At 35.7% G+C, this 19149-nt stretch carries 12 protein-coding genes; 1 reads left to right on the forward strand and 11 read right to left on the reverse strand.

Annotated elements, in window-relative coordinates:
• The first annotated feature begins 31 nt into the window (after positions 1-31).
• The gene (gene gyrB / locus J3U57_RS08110) at positions 32-2443 is read left to right on the forward strand and encodes a DNA topoisomerase (ATP-hydrolyzing) subunit B (protein ID WP_267333880.1); all 2412 of its coding nucleotides are present in this window, start codon (positions 32-34) and stop codon (positions 2441-2443) included.
• Positions 2444-2580: 137 nt separating this feature from the next.
• On the opposite strand, the gene J3U57_RS08115 is transcribed toward gyrB, so the two are convergent.
• The 11 genes from J3U57_RS08115 to J3U57_RS08165 all read right to left on the reverse strand — a co-directional run bounded on the left by J3U57_RS08115 (position 2581) and on the right by J3U57_RS08165 (position 19143).
• Positions 2581-4065, reverse strand: coding sequence for a vWA domain-containing protein (locus tag J3U57_RS08115; protein WP_267344427.1), 1485 nt, complete (start codon positions 4063-4065; stop codon positions 2581-2583).
• A gap of 99 nt (positions 4066-4164) precedes the next feature.
• Positions 4165-5553 carry a VWA domain-containing protein gene (locus J3U57_RS08120; RefSeq protein WP_267344426.1) on the reverse strand — a complete coding sequence of 463 codons (1389 nt, stop codon included), beginning with the start codon at positions 5551-5553 and terminating at the stop codon, positions 4165-4167.
• Positions 5554-5615: 62 nt separating this feature from the next.
• Positions 5616-6098, reverse strand: coding sequence for a hypothetical protein (locus J3U57_RS08125; RefSeq protein WP_267333883.1), 483 nt, complete (start codon positions 6096-6098; stop codon positions 5616-5618).
• 2 nt (positions 6099-6100) lie between these two features.
• On the reverse strand, positions 6101-6793 hold the full coding sequence (locus tag J3U57_RS08130) for a hypothetical protein (protein ID WP_267333884.1): 693 nt from the start codon (positions 6791-6793) through the stop codon (positions 6101-6103).
• Positions 6793-8406, reverse strand: a complete 1614-nt coding sequence (locus tag J3U57_RS08135; protein WP_267344425.1) for an SUMF1/EgtB/PvdO family nonheme iron enzyme — start codon at positions 8404-8406, stop codon at positions 6793-6795. Before J3U57_RS08135 ends, J3U57_RS08130 begins: the two co-directional genes overlap by 1 nt.
• Positions 8363-9586, reverse strand: a complete 1224-nt coding sequence (locus tag J3U57_RS08140; protein ID WP_267333886.1) for an ABC transporter permease — start codon at positions 9584-9586, stop codon at positions 8363-8365. The genes J3U57_RS08135 and J3U57_RS08140 overlap by 44 nt, the downstream gene beginning before the upstream one ends.
• Positions 9579-10307: an ABC transporter ATP-binding protein gene (locus J3U57_RS08145; protein ID WP_267344424.1), complete on the reverse strand. Its 729-nt coding sequence runs from the start codon at positions 10305-10307 to the stop codon at positions 9579-9581. Before J3U57_RS08145 ends, J3U57_RS08140 begins: the two co-directional genes overlap by 8 nt.
• A gap of 5 nt (positions 10308-10312) precedes the next feature.
• A complete protein-coding gene (locus J3U57_RS08150) occupies positions 10313-12286 on the reverse strand; it encodes a vWA domain-containing protein (protein WP_267344423.1) in 1974 nt (657 codons plus the stop codon).
• Positions 12287-12300: 14 nt separating this feature from the next.
• Positions 12301-13311, reverse strand: a complete 1011-nt coding sequence (locus J3U57_RS08155; protein ID WP_267344422.1) for a hypothetical protein — start codon at positions 13309-13311, stop codon at positions 12301-12303.
• Positions 13312-13441: 130 nt separating this feature from the next.
• Positions 13442-16120, reverse strand: a complete 2679-nt coding sequence (locus J3U57_RS08160; RefSeq protein ID WP_267344421.1) for a putative virulence factor — start codon at positions 16118-16120, stop codon at positions 13442-13444.
• Positions 16117-19143, reverse strand: a complete 3027-nt coding sequence (locus J3U57_RS08165; RefSeq protein ID WP_267344420.1) for a virulence factor SrfB — start codon at positions 19141-19143, stop codon at positions 16117-16119. The genes J3U57_RS08160 and J3U57_RS08165 overlap by 4 nt, the downstream gene beginning before the upstream one ends.
• Between the last annotated feature and the right edge of the window lie 6 nt (positions 19144-19149).

Genomic DNA, 19149 nt, shown 5'->3' on the forward strand with positions numbered 1-19149 from the left:
GATAAAAGAAATTAAATAGGTCAAAAAATCCATGTCTAACTCTTATGATTCATCTAGTATTAAAGTGCTTAAAGGGCTTGATGCAGTCCGCAAACGTCCTGGTATGTATATTGGAGATACCGATGATGGAACAGGCCTTCATCATATGGTTTTTGAAGTCGTTGATAATGCCATTGACGAAGCATTAGCAGGTTACTGTAACCATATCGAAGTAATCATTCATCCTGATAACTCTGTATCCGTTCGTGATGATGGACGCGGTATTCCAACGGGTATACATAAAGAAGAAGGTATCTCAGCAGCTGAAGTCATCATGACTGTTTTGCATGCTGGTGGTAAATTCGATGATAATTCCTATAAAGTATCGGGTGGTTTACACGGTGTTGGTGTTTCGGTAGTTAATGCTTTATCTGATAAATTAGAACTTGTCATTTATCGTGAAGGAAAAATACACAAGCAAACCTATCATTTAGGTGTGCCAGAAGAACCGCTTAAAGTTATTGGTGAAACCACTGAATCAGGGACTTATGTTCGTTTTTGGCCAAGTCCAAAAACGTTCACCAATATTGAATTTGTCTATGAACATTTAGCAAAAAGGCTACGCGAATTATCATTTTTAAACTCTGGTGTTTCTATTAAACTCATTGATGAACGTACAGGTAAAAGTGAGCACTACCATTATGAAGGTGGTATTAAAGCATTTGTAGAATATTTGAATAAGAATAAGAATCCAATTCATCCTAAAATATTCTACTTCAGTACCGAAAAAGATAATATTGGTGTTGAAGTTGCATTGCAATGGAACGATGGTTACCAAGAAAATATCTACTGTTTTACTAATAATATTCCTCAACGTGATGGTGGTACCCATTTAGCCGGTTTTCGTGGTGCTATGACTCGTACACTAAACAATTACATGGAAAGCGAAGGATACAGTAAAAAAGCAAAAATTAGTGCCACCGGTGACGATGCACGTGAAGGGCTTATTGCTGTCGTATCTGTCAAGGTTCCCGACCCTAAATTCTCATCACAAACTAAGGACAAATTGGTTTCATCAGAAGTTAAATCAGCAGTGGAATCGGTTATGGGTGAAAAGTTAACCGAATACCTACTTGAAAATCCTTCTGATGCGAAAATTGTTGTCGGTAAAATTATCGATGCAGCCAGAGCGCGTGAAGCAGCACGTAAAGCACGTGAAATGACTCGACGCAAAGGCGCATTGGATTTAGGCGGTTTACCTGGCAAACTTGCTGACTGCCAAGAAAAAGATCCTGCTTTATCTGAACTTTATTTAGTGGAAGGGGACTCTGCGGGCGGTTCAGCCAAACAAGGACGAAACCGTAAAAACCAAGCAATTTTACCATTAAAAGGTAAAATTCTAAATGTTGAAAAAGCTCGCTTTGATAAAATGCTCTCTTCTCAAGAAGTCGCAACATTAATTACAGCATTAGGTTGTGGGATTGGTCGTGATGAGTATAATCCAGATAAAATGCGATATCATAGCATTATCATCATGACCGATGCCGATGTCGATGGTTCACATATTCGCACATTATTACTCACGTTTTTCTATCGTCAAATGCCAGAAATTATTGAACGTGGTTATGTTTATATCGCACAACCTCCACTCTATAAAGTTAAAAAAGGCAAACAGGAACAATACATTAAAGATGATGATGCAATGACACAATTTCAAATTGCATTAGCATTAGAAGATGCCTCATTACATGTTAATGATCATGCACCAGCACTTGCTGGCGAAGCGCTTGAAAAACTGATTGCTGAATATCAAAAAGTTGAAAAACTCATTACCAAAATGGAACGTCGTTACCCTAAAGCGTTACTTTCTGAATTGGTTTATCATGATGTTTTAGATGAAAGTATTTTACAGAATCAACAATCAGCACAACATTGGGCTAAAACCATTATTGATAATTTAGCCAGCAAAGAACAACACGGTAGCAGTTATCGCTATTCAGCAGACTACAACGATAAAACACAATTATATGTGCCAATAATTAAAGTAAGAACACATGGTGTTGATAATAACTATGCATTAGATCAAGTGTTTATTCATAGTAATGAATACCGTAATATTTGTCATTTAGGTGCGCAATTAAAAGGTTTACTGGAAGATGGTGCTTTCATTCAACGAGGTGATCGCAAACAGCCAGTTAACTCATTTGAAGAGGCAGTAGATTGGTTAATTCGTGAATCTCGTCGTGGTTTAACCATTCAACGCTATAAAGGGCTTGGTGAAATGAACCCAGAACAGTTATGGGAAACAACAATGGATCCAACCAGCCGTCGCATGTTACAAGTGACCATAAAAGATGCAATCGAAGCTGATCAGCTGTTTACTACCTTAATGGGAGATGAAGTTGAACCACGTCGCTTATTTATTGAAGAAAATGCGCTAAAAGCGGCTAATCTTGATTTTTAACAGCCTATCAGCCCTATTACAGATAACAAAAAACCAGATAAACATCTGGTTTTTTTATAGTGATTGATAGTGATGGCTAAAGCAAATTAGCCTTATTTTGTAAGATAAGTTAATGCCTTAATACTTTATTATTGTCTTTATTGGCAAACAGGTCTATTTATTTTCAAATCAGACACCGCATTGTTCATCTGTTTAATCATATCTTTTGGACTCTGAGCGATATAGACCTTCCCTCCTGTCATATCCGCAACACAATCAATTTTATGTTCACCTGCTATATCGACAATATTAATTTTTAATTTTGGTTTCTGCGTCGAAATATAATTCGCTAAAGTACAAATATTATTCCTTGAACAGCTATCTTCACCATCACTGATGATCAAGATATAATCATTACGATTCACACCATCTAACATACTACTCGCTTTTTCAAGTCCACTATAAAGTGGTGTTCCACCCCCACCTGCACCTGATGGATTAAGTCTGGTGATATTATTTTTTAAAATACTACGACCAGCATAATCATAAAATTGCGTAAAATTTGCCGCCGGACAGCGATTTAACGTGACAAGCGATATACCAATATTGGGTTGTATTTTATCGATACTCGATAACGCTACGCCTTTACTTGTCGATAAACGACTGGGTAAACGCGTCATTTTTTTCTGATAATCAGCTTTTTCCTGTTCGGACATATTACGAGGATAACCATAAGACAGGTATTGAAAAAATTGCTCAACTTCTGCTGGCGATTCAGCTAAAGTTGCAGTCATCGATAGGGAATTATCAAACACAATAACCATTTTCGATGGATTTGGATTGTTCTTTATCTCATCTTGAGTGATACAATTAGGCGGATTTTTAACCTTAGGTTTTGGTTTAACTTTGGGTACTTCTTGAGTATTAATGACAGGCTCTGGCTCTATAGCAGGTACGGGATCATGTTCTGGCGTAGCGACAACTTGCGGCGCTTTCGGAGGTTCCACTACCGGTGCCGGCTTAGATACAGGTTCAGGTTTATTGACTAATACTGGCGGAATAATAATTAACTCAGGAACAGATTGCGCCTTGTTTTCTGGTGAAGATGGATAAAAAAAGTACCACAATAGGCTCAATAATCCTAGTAATAGCAATGCCAAAATTAACCAGTACCACCAACGCCAAAATGATTTTGAAACCGTAACAGGGGGAATAACCGGTTGCGATAAAACGGGTTTTGCTAGATCGAAAATAATAACGGGTTCATCATTAATAACAAAAATTTGATTGGCTAAATTTTTTATTCTAGGCAACCATAAAGCTACCAATTTTTGTTGTTCATCATTTAAAGGAATTGATTTAATCGCCGTTTCAATATCATTAATTCGCGTGGTTAATGTATCTTTTATTTTTTGCTTATGCGATTCATCTGCAACATGATCAATTAATATCGGTTGCCCTTCAAGATGAGTATACCAACCTAAATAGTCATTGTTACTCATAAGTTTAGGTATAGCAAAAATGGAAAAAGTGCGTTCTGTCAAATGCGGTTTTAACAACGATAACATTAAGGAGTATTGCTCCAATAAAGCCAACTTAGTTGAATCATTATGATCAATTGAAATCCGGGTTATTCGTTGCATTATTCACGCATTTCCTTCTATTTTGAACGTATAATAAACAAGCTTATTAACTCAAGGCTGTTTTTATCAACAACATCAAAAATTTATTATCGCTTTACACTACTCACAAATCGGTTTACTAATATTCATATCAGACACAGCATGATTCATTTGATTGACAATTTCTGTTGGATTTTGTGCAATGTAAACTTTACCACCAGTACTTTGAGCAACACAGTCAATTTTATGTTGCCCTGCAATGTCGACAATATTAATTTTCAAACGTGGTTGCTTAGCCGCTATATTACTCGCTAACGTACAAATATTACTTTTAGTACAATTATCATCACCATCACTAATAATTAAAATATAGTCATCACGATTTACGCCATTAAGTAATTTACTGGCTTGTTGTATACCACTATAAAGTGGCGTTGCGCTGTTATATTCTAACGGATTTAATTTATTGATTTTATTTTTTAACTTTGATCGATTAGTATAATTATAAAATGATGTGGTTTGAGCGACTGGGCAACTTGTAAGTGTCACTAATGCGATATCAATATTTTGCTGTATTTTATCAATTGTGGATAGTGCCACTTTTTTACTACTTGATAAACGATTAGGTAACCTAGTCATCTTTGCTTCATAAGCGTTGGCTTGACTTTCTGACATGGAATTCAAATTAGTTTTTAAATATTGATCTATTGCGGATTTTGACTCCATTAATGTCAATGTCATTGATGCTGAATTATCAAATATTATTACCATTTTAGAGGCGTCATTATTATGGGCGACGTCTTCTTTTCGAATACAATTTTTAGCTACTGGCTCAGGCACAGGTTGCTGAACAACAGGTTCAGGCTCTTTCGTCGGCGGTTCAACAACAGGAGCTGGTGGCTTGTTAACTAACACAGGCGGAATAATTATTAACGCCGGAATAACATCAGGCTTTTTATCTTTATTAAATGGGCAAAAAAAGTACCCTAACACACCTAAAAGTCCTAATAGCAATAATGCCAACAATAACAAATACCACCATCGCCAAAATGATTTTGGGGCAACCACAGGAGGAACCGGCGTAGGTTTGGGTAAAATTGGTTCTTCAAAAGAATTAACAATGACAGGTTCACCATTAACAACATAAATTTGATTACCTAAACTTTTAATTCTTGGTAACCAAGACAAAACTAATGTTTGTTGCTCACTATCTAAACGCATTGACTTAACGGATAATTCAATATCGTTGATGCGTGTTTGTAACGTTTCAGTAACTTGTTTCTTCACGAGCTCATCATTAACATCACTCAGTGAAGTAGGCTGTCCTTGAAGTTCGGTGTACCAACATAAATATTGATTATCATCAATTAATCGAGGTATCGCGAGAATTGAAAATGATCGCTGAGTTAAATTGGGCTTTAACAACGATAACAAAGAATTATATTGATCCAATAAAGCCATTTTTTGTGAGTCATTATGGTCAACTATAACCCTTGCTATTCGTTGCATGCGCAATATATTCCTTAATTTTAACTTTTCAAATAAATAATACTGTTCAAGTTTTCAGATAGCTAAATATTTAATGCTTTCTGTAATTGTTGAAGTTTTTTATTTAATTTATCCAGTTCGACCTGTTTTTCTACTTCTGATTTGTTTGATTTATTTACTTGATTATACTGTTGCTCAATGTCATTAACTTGTTTTAATAAATCGTCACGACCTTTCGCTTTTGCTTTTATTTCGCTCGTTAATTTAGACAGATCTTGCTTTAACTTCTGCTGCTGAGCTTGTTTCTGTTTTACACTCAACGTAGTATCGTTTTTCTGTTTTTCGATATTTGCATAAATCTCTTTAAATTGTTGATTAGCCCTTTGTTCGTTCTCAAGAATTTGTTTTTTCTGATCAATTCTAGCCTGATAATTACCGGAATAATTGCAACTTATTTTATCCATAATACCGATATTAGTATTTTTAGGATCACATTGTTCTGGAGTTGTAGAACAGCCGGCGAGTAAAGCAAGCGATAAAATAGAGATAAAAGATATTTTTTTCATAATTAACCAACCTTAACAGCTGAGCGTTGTTGAGTAACTAAATTCACTTGTTTTTCAAGTGCTGCTATTTGTTTATGTAATTGACCGATTTCTTGATCCAATCTAGTGACGTTCACACCGGATCGTTGTTCCTGAACAGACAGGTTAACCCAATCATTTTCAACTTTCTTAATTCGTTTTAATTTATCATTTAAATAAGCAATATTCGCGTCGATTTGAGTTAACTCTTTCTGAGCCTGCTTTTTATTGACACTTTCGCTTTTTATTTGTTGATTTAAAGCGTTAAGCGTAGCTAAATTTCTATCCACAACATCTTTAGCACTTCGTGTAATTGATTGCACTTCTGCGGTGTTTTGTTGAACATCTTGAATATAGGCATCAATGCGCGCCTCAGCATTAGCATATTCTGCTCGTTTTTTATCCAGATAATAATTTCCGCCCATCATTACTCCACAACCAACAGCGGCAGAAGCAAGGCATGCAGCAGGTTTTCCACCTAATAACACACAGCCAAGCCCACTAATACCTGCACCTATGGCACAAGATTGCCATGCAGATTTACTAAAAAATTCAGCAGTTGAACCTTTAGTTAATTCAGGATCGACATTTTTTGTACTCGCTCCGCCAGATGTAGATTGACAACCTGCCAAAACTAGAGAAATGCATAAAGCAAGTGTACCTATCATTTTGTTCATTATTTCTTTCCTTTTATCTCATTACAAGATTGCAGCCAAGTTGTTCTTTCAATCTTACCAGACTCAATATATTGATTAATATGTTGTAAATAAAGTTTTAAGTAATCACTCATATTCGCTTTACCACTGTTTTCTAAAATAAATTGCGTGGGCTTTGCTTGCTCATCAAGAGTATTTTTTTCATAGTTTGATGCGGTATTAACAATGGTGTCAGCATAATATTTTAAAATAAAGTCTCTGGCATTTTTCGACTCATCAAGAACGTGTTTTAAATTATTGAGTTTTTCGGGTGAACACACACCGTCATTATTAACATTTTCTGAATCTTTTGTTTCACAAACTTCATTATTTATGGTGTTATATAAATTATTATTATATTCAAATTTACTATTTAAGTCAGAGACATTTGCACACAAAAAAGCGCCTAACTGTAGCGCGGATTGAATTGAGCGGTTTCGCTGTTCGTCGCGAGCTTGATTGGCACTACGTAAAAGGGTATTTAGTTGATTGAGTTCTTTTTTAGTCTTTTCATCTTCGACTTGTTTAGTGATTTTTTCAAGCTCACTCACCACATTTTGTTTTTGATTTTCTTCGGCTTCTGAGCCTAATTCATTCCATTCTTTGTCTAATTCTTTGATAATATCGCTACTAGACATCACTTCAGTTGTATAGACCACTCGAAAACCGACATCCATACTTTTATAAGCACCTTTATCATCGTAATACGGTTTTTCAATACGAAAAGCAGTGGTGATTGACGATTCAGGTGTCAAATAACTGCCACCTCTAACCGTCATACCACCAGGTTGACCATGATAACGATCAAGTTTATTCATACGAAAAGAATCAAACATCATTTCGCTAGCATTGCCTAACATATCATAAAGATCAACAGGATTAGGCTGTAAGCGTCCAATAAGCTGTAATTTACCATTGGCTGATTTTGCACCAGAAAACCATGCATAATTTTCTAAATTTGCCGTCATTGGGAAACGCATTTCACGGAACTCAGAATCTGTCACTTTTGACCCTCCACGAGCTGCATATTCCCATTCGGTATTATTAGGTAGACGGATATAACCTTTCGGTAAGGTATTAGCGTTAATCTTCGACTGATTTTCAATCAACCAACGATTATATTTATCAGTAAAAGCAACAGCATCAAACCAACTAATGTTGGTAATAGGAAAGGTAAGTGCTAGTTTTGCTGTGGGGCAAGTATCACTCATGACAGCTTGATATTGCAAAGCGGTTATTTCATATTTGCCAATCAAATAATAACGCTCTTTTCCCTTTTCAGAAAAACTACCAGAAATATAATTGGGGGTTGCATATTCGGCAAAACCGAGCTCTTTTTGATTACTGCCTAAAATAACTTTAATATCATCTAAAGGCTTATTCGTTGGTGTATAGATTTTTTTCATTACCAAACTACCATCACATGGCATAGGCAAAATAACATCATCTTTTGCTGGTTTTGGATTGAAAAAATTACTATTCCAAGGTTCAGCATAGCAACTTAACGGAAATAAACTGATAGTTAATCCCCAAAAAGCAATTTGTTTTAAGTTACGCTTCGCGTAAACTTTCTGCTGGTTGGATCTTAATAGCACGTCGACCTCCTATGGCTACAACGACACCTGAAATAACTATACACAACAAAAATGCAATGATAAGGTGGTAAAATTGTAAGCGACTTACAATTGGTTGTGAAATCAAATTTTTACCTAACACAGCATTAAAGGCATAATTGCCTAATAAAAATAACACAAAGGAAACGAAAAACGCCAAACAACTCAAAATAACGGCTTGATTGATTAAATACCCCATTATCGCTTTGGATTGGAAACCAAGTAATCGCATAAAAGCAATATCTTTGCGCTTACGTTCAATATTTGATAGAAACGAACCCGCAAACGATAAAATACAACCTAGTCCTGCGGTTATTGCAATCACGCTAAAAATAAAATTGAGTACCCGATCAATCGCTTTAACATTTTCAATGACATTAGACTGCGTGCGTGTTTCGATGTTCTTTTCTCTTAATTTAAACGATAATGGTGCTACGTTATCTAACGAATTGGCATAAATGCGAGCCCTTGCAAATAATGAATGGGGTGGCGGATTATTTTTACCGGTATTAGTTGCAAATAATTCACTTTGATAGCCATCATAAAAATTTTCCATTGCAATGAGTAAATCTAAACTGACAAACGCGGCAGCACGACTATAGCGATTGTCAGGAATAATACCTTTGACCTCTAATTCAATTGATCCTTTCTCGAACTTGCCATCTAATTGACGGGTAATAAATAATTTTATATGACTACCCACAGTTACTTGCAATTTTTCCGCTGATAATGCACTTAATAAAATTTGAGTTTTATCATTAATAGAAGGCAAATCCTGTGTAAGCGGATCGCCACTCGCTGTAGGAATAATTTCAGCACTGCTCACAAAGTGGCTTGAATCTTTGACTAGATCGGCTTGAGTATTAAGCGAACGCGTTAAAGGAATCACAAAGCCAGTTTCAGGTTGTTTTTTTATCCAGTCAAACATGGCATCATCCAGATTTAAATTACCCACAATCTTTATCTCTAAATTTTGTGGATCATTAAGTAGTTGCTGCCGTAGCTGCGAAACTACGCCATATTTTAAGCTGAATAATAACAATAATGGTGTAATGACCGATATGACCGATGCGATAATACAAAATGAAACTTTTTTGTCGTACCATAAATCAGACAATGATAACCGTATGATTAGCAACCATTTTAATATCATTTTACTCATCGACGCATACCTTGCTTTGTAATGGTAAAAAAACTGATGATTGTGGAGAGTTTAATTTGGCCGATAAAGTAAATAAGCCTTTACTTGCAATACGTTGCCAATCATGCGTAACAATCATCGCGGCAATATTATCTTGTTTTGCCTGTTCAATAATCAAATCAAACAGTAAATTGGCGTTATATGGATCTAACGCTGAAGTCGGTTCATCAGCGAGTAATAGTGCTGGTTTATGAATAATCGAACGAATAAACGATGCTCGTTGCCTTTCACCAATTGATAACTGCTTAGGATATTTACTAAGTAAATGTGCAATGTTAAGCTTGTCGACTAAATAATCGAATCTTGACATATCAACGGGTAGCTGAAGTAATTTAAGCGGTAATACAATATTTTCCCGAATAGTCAAAAACGGCAGTAAACCACCAGTTTGTAACATAAATCCTAAATAACGAGCACGAATAATCGCTAACTCATCGATATCATTACGGTGAATTAATTTAGCTATATCAATATCGCTATTATCTAAAACTAATTTATAACAATCCAGCTCATCAGGTTTTAGAATCATGCCAATCATTTCAAGCAACGTACTTTTACCCGATCCGCTATCGCCTTGTATCACGACAACTTGCCCTGCGTTTAATGATAGCTCTGGCAGGCAAACGTTGAAAAAAGATTTGCCTGTAGAGCGAGAGATGGCTAATTGCTTTATTGTTAACATGAGCTTTACGGTAACATTTCTAATGGGATAGGATAAACATTATCACGAGGATCACTACCTTCAGCTAATGAAATCCAACGATCAACATCGGCATTACATTTCTGATAATAACGAATTTTGCTATTAAGATTACGAATAAATTTTTCTTGTTCAAGTCCACTCATGCTTTTCCAAGTATCTTGATCCAGTCCAGTAACATCACTTTTATAAGGAATATTATCCAAATATTCGCCAAGCAAACCTAAATCAGCAATTTTGGTAACTGAATCTGATTTTAGTTTACTTGGATCTTGCCCCATAGCTGCGGCAACAGAACGTAATTGTGAAAACATATCATCAGAAGAAATCAATCCATCATTAGCTGCATTAGCAATTTTACTAACCACATCACTTAAGTCACTCAATTGCGACTTAGTTAATAAAATCCGAGGCTCTGCTGTTGGTATTGTTGGTTTAACAAAATCTTTATCCGCAATCCACGCTTTAAAAACTGAAGGGGCTTTCGTTCCATTGGTATCACCTAAATAAGCAAGCTGCATTGCTTTACTCAATAATAATGCATCTTTTAGCATATCCGAATCATCATCTTTAGCATTAAGTGCATTACCTACAGATGCTTCACCTTTATATGCTAATTTCACTTGTTCAGACAACGCATCAGCTAATAAATCAACCTTCTTACCAAATTCTTGAACATCACCAGCATTAACAGGGTAATAAAGTGATTTATGAATAAAATCATTGTAGGTTAAATCAGAATATTGCGCGGCAGCGACTTGATGATCTTTTTCACCACTTGGTGTTTTTAAATGCAGTGCATAAATAGCAACACCTTTATGCTGAGCTTCAAGCCTTAATTGTGCAGCATCCATACCGGTGCTAGACAGTTTATCGTCACCAGGAATGGCACTAGCATCAGTAATTAAAATCATATATCGCGCGCCAAAACTATTCCAATTGATATCATTTAGCGCTTGTGCAACACCTGCATAAGAATCTTCTGCAAAATAAGAAGTTGAAACAGTCGCTTGCTTGAGTGAAGCACTTAATTTCATGAACTCTTCTTTATTTTGAACTTTATTAGGATCAACAAAAATTTTAGAAACAAACTCCAATTTATCAGACGCTTTTAAACTAGAGCGGAACGATACTAAACCAAATTTAACCTGATTTTGTAAGTGTTCCTTTTCAATATGTTGATAAACACGTTCAACTGCCTCTTTGGTTCTTGAAATATAAGGATCCATTGATATGGTTGAATCAATGACAAAAACAATTGCAGCTTTAAATGGTACAACTTGATTGGCCGTATTATCATCCGAGCTTTGGTTATTAGTGGAGTTAGAATTAGTGTTATTTTTAACCAATTTATCTTGTTTACTCACTGAAGCGACTTCTAAAACTCGCTCATAAAAACCTTTACCATTCATCACCTCTTCACCTTGTAAAATAGGTAATAAATAAAAGTTTGTTTTAAAATCAATATACGCTTTCGGCTCTTGCGCCACAATTTCAGGCGTTGCTTTATCAGCGTTTAGTGAGTCTCGAATGGGTTTTAACAAAGTTTCGGGCTGATCTGAATCTACAATTTTGGTTAAAGCCGCTTTATCTTTAAAAAATAATAGAGGATCACGATCAACTGGGTTGGTAAAAACCAATGTCATTTGCATATTCCATGCTATTGCACAGGAATTATTTATCCAACCTACAGTATTACCATATGAATCAGGTCCAATACTAAGCCACTCTTGATTATTATCTGTTTTTCGTTCATACACATAATACCGAGAAAAAGCAGGTAATGTAGCGCCTGTTGGATCCGTAATATTTTTTTTCAATTCACAAGTTGGTGTACTTAGCACTCGTTGATAAAGTGTTGTTTTACCCTCTTGTTTTAGTGGTTCAGCAGCTGAACTTATCAACGGCATACAGGCAAGCGTTAGACTGATAACTAATTTTGAAACGGCTATTTTTTTCATACCTGTGTTCCCCATTATTTTTGTAACTCGTCTAATCGTTCTTTAGCTAATGTATTATTCGGATCACGGTCTAATGCAGTTTCATACCAATAACTTGCTGTACCTTTATCTGCTTTAAAACAATTATTTGCTTGATAAAATTTTTCGTCATACTCTTTAGCATAAAGGAAAGCAATCTGACCATTTTGCTGGGCTTGATTTGCATATAGACGCTGAGCAATATTACATTTATCCGCCTTTTTTGCATCATTAATTAACTGGATAATTGCCTGAATATCAGGCTTGGTTTGTAAACACTGTTGAATAAAAGCCAGATCGTCAGTTGTGGTATTATTTAAACTGCATTGCGCATTAACTTGAGCTGTAGGTTCGACAGGTTGTGTTTTTTGAAACACTAAAAAATACCATGCAGCTAGGCCAAGACCAGCTAAAATCAATAGAACAATGATAATGGTGATAACCAAGCCTAATTTACTCTTCGATTTTTTTAACTGAGGAGTCTGAGCAATCTCTGGTTCAATTACTGTTTCGACGTCAAGTTTAACCGGCTCAATAAGGTCATCATTTTGCGTCTCAATGTTGGGGATTTGTTCAGGCTCTTCAGGTAGTTCAACAGGTTCGGTAAGTGATTTGGTTTCAACCGATGGATTATCTAATGGCGGTTGAACAACATTTAATGCTGTTGAAGCAAGTACATCTTCGGCAATACTAACAACACCACCATCAATATAACGTTGGTTTTGTTTGTCGCGTAACTGTATTAGAAATCGTTTGGTATTGTCCTGAGATAATAACGAATCAACTAACCATTCACTCACATAACCACTAATTTGTTGATTATCTACTGACAAATCGGCTATTGAATGCCAACACTTTTCGGGTCCCCATTGTTGCAAACCAGATAAATAATAACCATCTTGATTACGCTGTATAAGCATATCGATATCGGCACTACCATTCCACTTTTTTGCCGAAAACTTCGCAATTCCAGGTTTATAACCTTCTAATTCAATTCTTAATGCCATAGTACCCTCTATTTCCCCTCCCAATCACCAAGCTATTTTGTCATTCAGTGATCAATAACAAAACTTTCATTTAAAATCAGGAAGATCTAATATTATTTTTAGTTAATTTTTCAATCTTATTGTTATAACATTAATTTATATAAGCTTGCTTAAAACTAGCCAAAATCTCGCCCAGGCGACTATTTTGTTCTTGACTGATTTCACGCCCAGCATGATGTCCAATGTTTTCTTGAGCAAGCATCGCAAATGCAATAAACCAATCGAATATTGCATACTGAGAATAATTTTTAGTTTTCTCATCTAATATAGGCAATGGATGCGATTGCTGATGCGTAAATTCAGCTACCGGTGAAGAAAAAATAGGTTTACCTTGATTCACCCGGCTCATTGGTATATCAACAGCTTGCCCCTGAACAAAACCAAGCCAAGCAATAAAATCTGCTAATAAAGTATGAATGGTGCTCACTTGTCTTGACTCAAGATCATCACGTTTACTACCCGTATTTTCATTATTTAAAATGCGATCAGTTAAATTTGCCTCAAGCTTTAAACGATTTGCAGCTGTGATTAACTCTTCGACAATAAAAGATAACGATTTCTGATGTAAACCAAAGAACTGCAAAACATGTTTATCTAATACCATATTTCTTAAATAATCCAACCAAGCGGTAAAAACTGTTTTGGCTAATTTTGACTCGGTAGGTAACGAAGATGTAAGCGTCACTTCAGACGAAAAGGTTGCATCAGAAAATAACTCAAAATCAGTATTTAAGCCAAAATCAGTTGATAAATCATCACTATTTCCATGCACATTATGAGTATCTTGAGTTGTTTCAGTATCAATATTACTCGTATGATAAAGCGCACGGATAGTTTGATCTGGCAGTTCTAAAGTTTTGAGTAATTCGCCAAGTAATAATGCTTTCCCTTGTAGTTCTTTCACTACATCAGTAATAATCTGTTTTTTCTTACTTAGTTCTTCATCACTATCAGCATGATACCAAGTATCAAAACGCATATTTATAATATAATCAATTTTTTCATTAAGCTGTTCTAAAATACGCTGTTGCTTAACTTCAGTAATGGCAACTTGTTCTAAATATTGGCTAATGCGTTCAATCCCACCATCATTTAGCTGCAACATAGCATCCCACGCATTAGCCGGTTGATTAACATATTGCTCAATATCGGGATTTTCAATAAATGTTTTTCTCAATAGCAACATTTTTTGTTGATAACTTTCGTTATAAGATAATTCACGATTGGAAGTGGCATCAACGTTTAAAAACGGCACATCAAAACCGGGTTTTCGCACTAAAAAAACATTATTGAATTTATAACCATTTGACCAATTTGTTAACCAATCATAATTACCAAAGCGCTCTAAAATAGTTTGTTGTAGTAACCCACCTTTACCCCAGCTATTTTTGAGATTATCTTCTGAAAGTATTAATGAGCTACCAATACGTTTATCAAACATGGTAATCGCCCATAATAATCCTGCTTTTTTTGTTGCTCTTTTTTCAGCTGTCTCACCTTGGGTTTTATCAATCCAACGTTCAAGCACGGGGCCGACATCGTTAACATCAGACTGTTTGTCTGATGGCGTACAGACAACCAGTACGTTCATTTCTTGATTATCAGTATATTTTTCAAAAAGATAAGCCACTTTACCTCGCAATAAAAGCTGAGCAATCGGGTTACCTTCTTTAACATCAGAGACAGAAATCAAATTCAAACGGCCGCGATACCCAGGAAAATCAAGCAAATCAACTTTTTCAAAAGTAGTAACCCGTGTTGGATTGACTAAAGGAAAAATCAGCTCAGCAGTCAAAAATGCTAATTGAGCGATAGATATTGTAGTTGGCTCACCATTTAGTGGCGTAATAGTGACTTGAGTATCGCGATCGGTATTTAATCGTTCAAGAATATCGACATTCATAATGCTATCAATTTGCGATTTAACACCATCATTATCTTTCACTAATACTGATAGTGGAGCATAAACAGTATCAACATGGTTTAAGCTGCTTAACGTTGTGGCGAGTTGGGTATAAGCCACAGTCAATTCGTTTATGCCACCCCATAACACCGAAAAAAGTTCACCTCGATCAAGTATTGAAAGATAGGGGAGTAATTGCATCGCCTTTTCCCAATAGCCGCCTTTCAATCCTTCTAAAGCATTGCCAAAATTTTCGGAAAGATAATCATAAAGATCAACAATATCGTCTTCGGTTATCCCACTAGTGCGCTCAGTTTGCTTCTTGCCTTCAAGCTGTAGAAACAGCTGTTTCAATGAAGAGAATTCGATTTTATTCGTGATTTTTTGTTGATCAAAATCTTTAAAATAAGCATTAATTAAAATTTTTACAATTTCAATCTCTTGAAATAATCTTAATTCTAATGGGTAGTTGGCTATTCCCCCTTTGGCTATACGACTAAAACGGGTAACCAGTCCAGTTGCTTCTTTACCACTTCCAACAGGATTAACATGTTCAATAAAGTCTAACACTTGATTGTCAACAACTGTTTCAAGTTTACCGTTTTCACCGGCAGCTAATGCCGAGATAAGATAAGATTTACCCGCTTGCGATAATCCAAAAAAACCGACCGCCACAGATTTACTTGAGACATCACCCAATCTTTTGGCTGTATTACGTAAACGACGAAGATCAAGAATTAAGTTATCAGCCTCGCTATTCAATCGTTTGGATGAATCACGAGTCTGTTTCACCCATTCAATCGCTTGTGCTGACGCTTGATACACTTGATCCCAAGATTTAGGAAGTTGTTCATTTAAATTATTCATCGTTTTATCATTCCACTATCAAGCCAATATTGTGTACTTATTAATCCAGAATTAACCATTGTATTTAGGTTCAATTTGATATCCTGATTTTTATTACAAGCACGCCCATCAGAGGCTTTAACATCTTTAATATAAAAATTCTCAATGGTTTTTTGTCGACTTTTTATGCCTAATGTCACTTCTAATACCACACCTTCAGTACTCAAGCGTTTAGCCACTTCACTGTTTTCAATAGTTAAAATATAAATTGGTGACGCCGGCCAACGTTCGATTTCTAATTGCTTGAAACCGAGCCGTGTGGTGCCACGGATCTCAAAAGAGGTATCGGGAAAGTCATAATCAGGATCATCTAAATCAATATCTCGGTAATAAACATTTTCCTTTTTTATCATATTAAGATTATCTAAAAGACCAATATATTTAACTGTAGAATATAAATCGATATTTGATGATCTAAAATAAAAATTAGGTAAACGTAAATTTTTACTTAAAAAGCATAACATAGCCCCAACAGCCGCTGTTGTTTTAGGATCGTCAATACGTTCTTGTTTATGGAATGGATACCAACCGCCAGTATAATAACCATGTAATGGTAAGATTCTTCCGGCTGGAATTGACAAGCGCGATCGAAAATAACTTTGTACACCAGGTAAACGTGACGGGCGACCGGTTAACAATAATACATCACATTGATAACAACTAATGATTTCAGACAGCGCGTCAAACGTTTTACAAATATTGTAATAATCACCACGTATAAATAAATAATGAATTCGTTTAAGATTAATCTCAATATTTAAGTCCAATACTGAAAAAGTAGGATTATTCAGTGCTCGCCGAATCGGTTCATTAATAAAATTAAGCACATGATCAGTCATGACATTATGCTGTAATAGCTCCCTAAAAGTAGCATTATACACATGTTGCTCGGCATGCAGCGGATCATAAAGCTCATACCTTTTTAGTACTTGCAAACCTAATGGCGTAAATAACTGTAAAGTTAATTGTTGACGTAATACCGCATCTTGAATAGAAAGCTGCTGAGAACCAATAATTGCTGATAAAATTGGATTAGGATCAGTAAGCCCAGCTTGTTTTAAGCCATTAGTCAAAGCTGTGAGTACAGTGTCTTGAATAATATCAAGTAAAATATCATCGCCCGCCACTTTAAAGCCATCACGAAAACGTTGAATTGGAACAATATAAGCATTACTGCTATTGATTTGCTTGCTGGTACCGTAATCAAGCTCATAATCATTTATGACTAAATCAGTAGTACCACCACCAATATCTACTGTTGCAATTGTGAGCTTTTGTTTATTGGTTTTATCTGGACGTACCATTGATGCAATAAATTCTTCACTGCGTCCATTGTAATTATTTTGTGTTTCGTTAAATAAATATACAACTTGTCCACAAGTTGCTTCATCCCATTGAATATAAACTTCAGGGATGTTTGGCCAAACACTTTTTAATTGTTCTGGATTATTAAAATCAATATTATCATCAGAACTATCCCAACCAAGACTTTTCCATACAAGTCCAATAGCTTGGTATACACAACTTTTAAAAATGGCTTGTTCTGGTTTTGGCATTGCAGGTGGAATAGTCAAAATAATAGAACGTAGGTTACGCGGCGTTTTAGCGTGTTCGAGTTTATTACGTTGCGCAACGCTATTCATCTGCATTAATGCATGCATCAAAACTTCACAGAGCATGAATGTCATTAACGAACTTCGCGAATATTTTGGATGAAAAACCGGCATTTTGCGATCAAACTCTTCCTCAATATCATTGCTTAAAATATGTAGTGCTTCACCATATTCGTTAATTAAACTCGAAAATGGTTCAGCGGTGGCAAAGGGTTCATGATCACTTTTTACATAATGGGAATTAAAACGCCAACCTTGCTCATATTTATCTTGATCCCATAAATAGCGTTTAGGGCTAGAAAGGCCAGTAGCACCTTCATTGCCTTCTCGTTGACTTGCTAAACGGCTTGCCTCAGTCCCAACACGAACAATACTTGGCCAACGGAATGTGTCTCGTCTTCCACTTTGTAACGAAAAATGTTCCTTACCAAAAAAAGTTTGCGCAAATTCAACACGGCTTTCGAAAGGTTCATTATAGATATGCTCAGGCTGACCTAAATCACGAATCTCAAGCTCATAACGACGATTTAAGCTATCTTTATCTTGCACATGATCTTCAATCAATATTCCACAAGTGCGTGAATTACCCACATCAAGAATCATATCAACGGGTATTGATTTAATCACATCATCTTTAGCATTTGATACAATCTTAATAGTTGGTAATTGTAATGAATCAGCAAGTAAATTGATGATATTTAGATAGTGTCCATAATAAGCTTTATTATTAATTTCTGTATTAATATCATCTTTATGTATTTTTAAACGATCAGTTTGAGGCGCTAGCTCTTGAAACAAATCAATTAGCCAGCTTGTTACCCATTTAAGTTCTAAATACCATGAAACGTGATCTGAACGATGTGCCAAACTAAATACTGCTCCAGTTTTAACATCATTTTCGGTAGGCGCTAAATAGATCACATCTTGCATATTGGTGAAAATTTTAGTATCAAATGCAAAGGTGATGCGATGGGTATTACCATCAGGATCTTCACCCTCAGGGATACTGACAATTCGCACGCGGCTCCAATTATGCGGTCCTTTATCAAAACGTTCTGGAGGAATCGATCTTAAGACAGGAATTGGCAACCAAATCCCATCATATAATTTTAGTGATTGCTCAACACTTATTTCTTGTGTTGGTTTAACCGCAAAAGATAAATCATCTGGCGCAAAAAATTTACCACTCTCGGCATTCTCAATCAGTCTTATTAATGCCCCGCTTTCAGATGGGTCAATAAAATAACCATTTAATTTACTGCGCCATTGATTATCTTTCCAATCTATCTTAAGTGCAAAATCAAGAAACTGAATACCACTATTCATAATAAGTGTGACTTCTTGACCATAATTGCGTAATTCTGGAAGCATATACTA

This window comes from Gilliamella sp. B3464, from assembly GCF_026536145.1.
In the GTDB taxonomy this organism is placed as follows: Bacteria; Pseudomonadota; Gammaproteobacteria; order Enterobacterales; family Orbaceae; genus Gilliamella.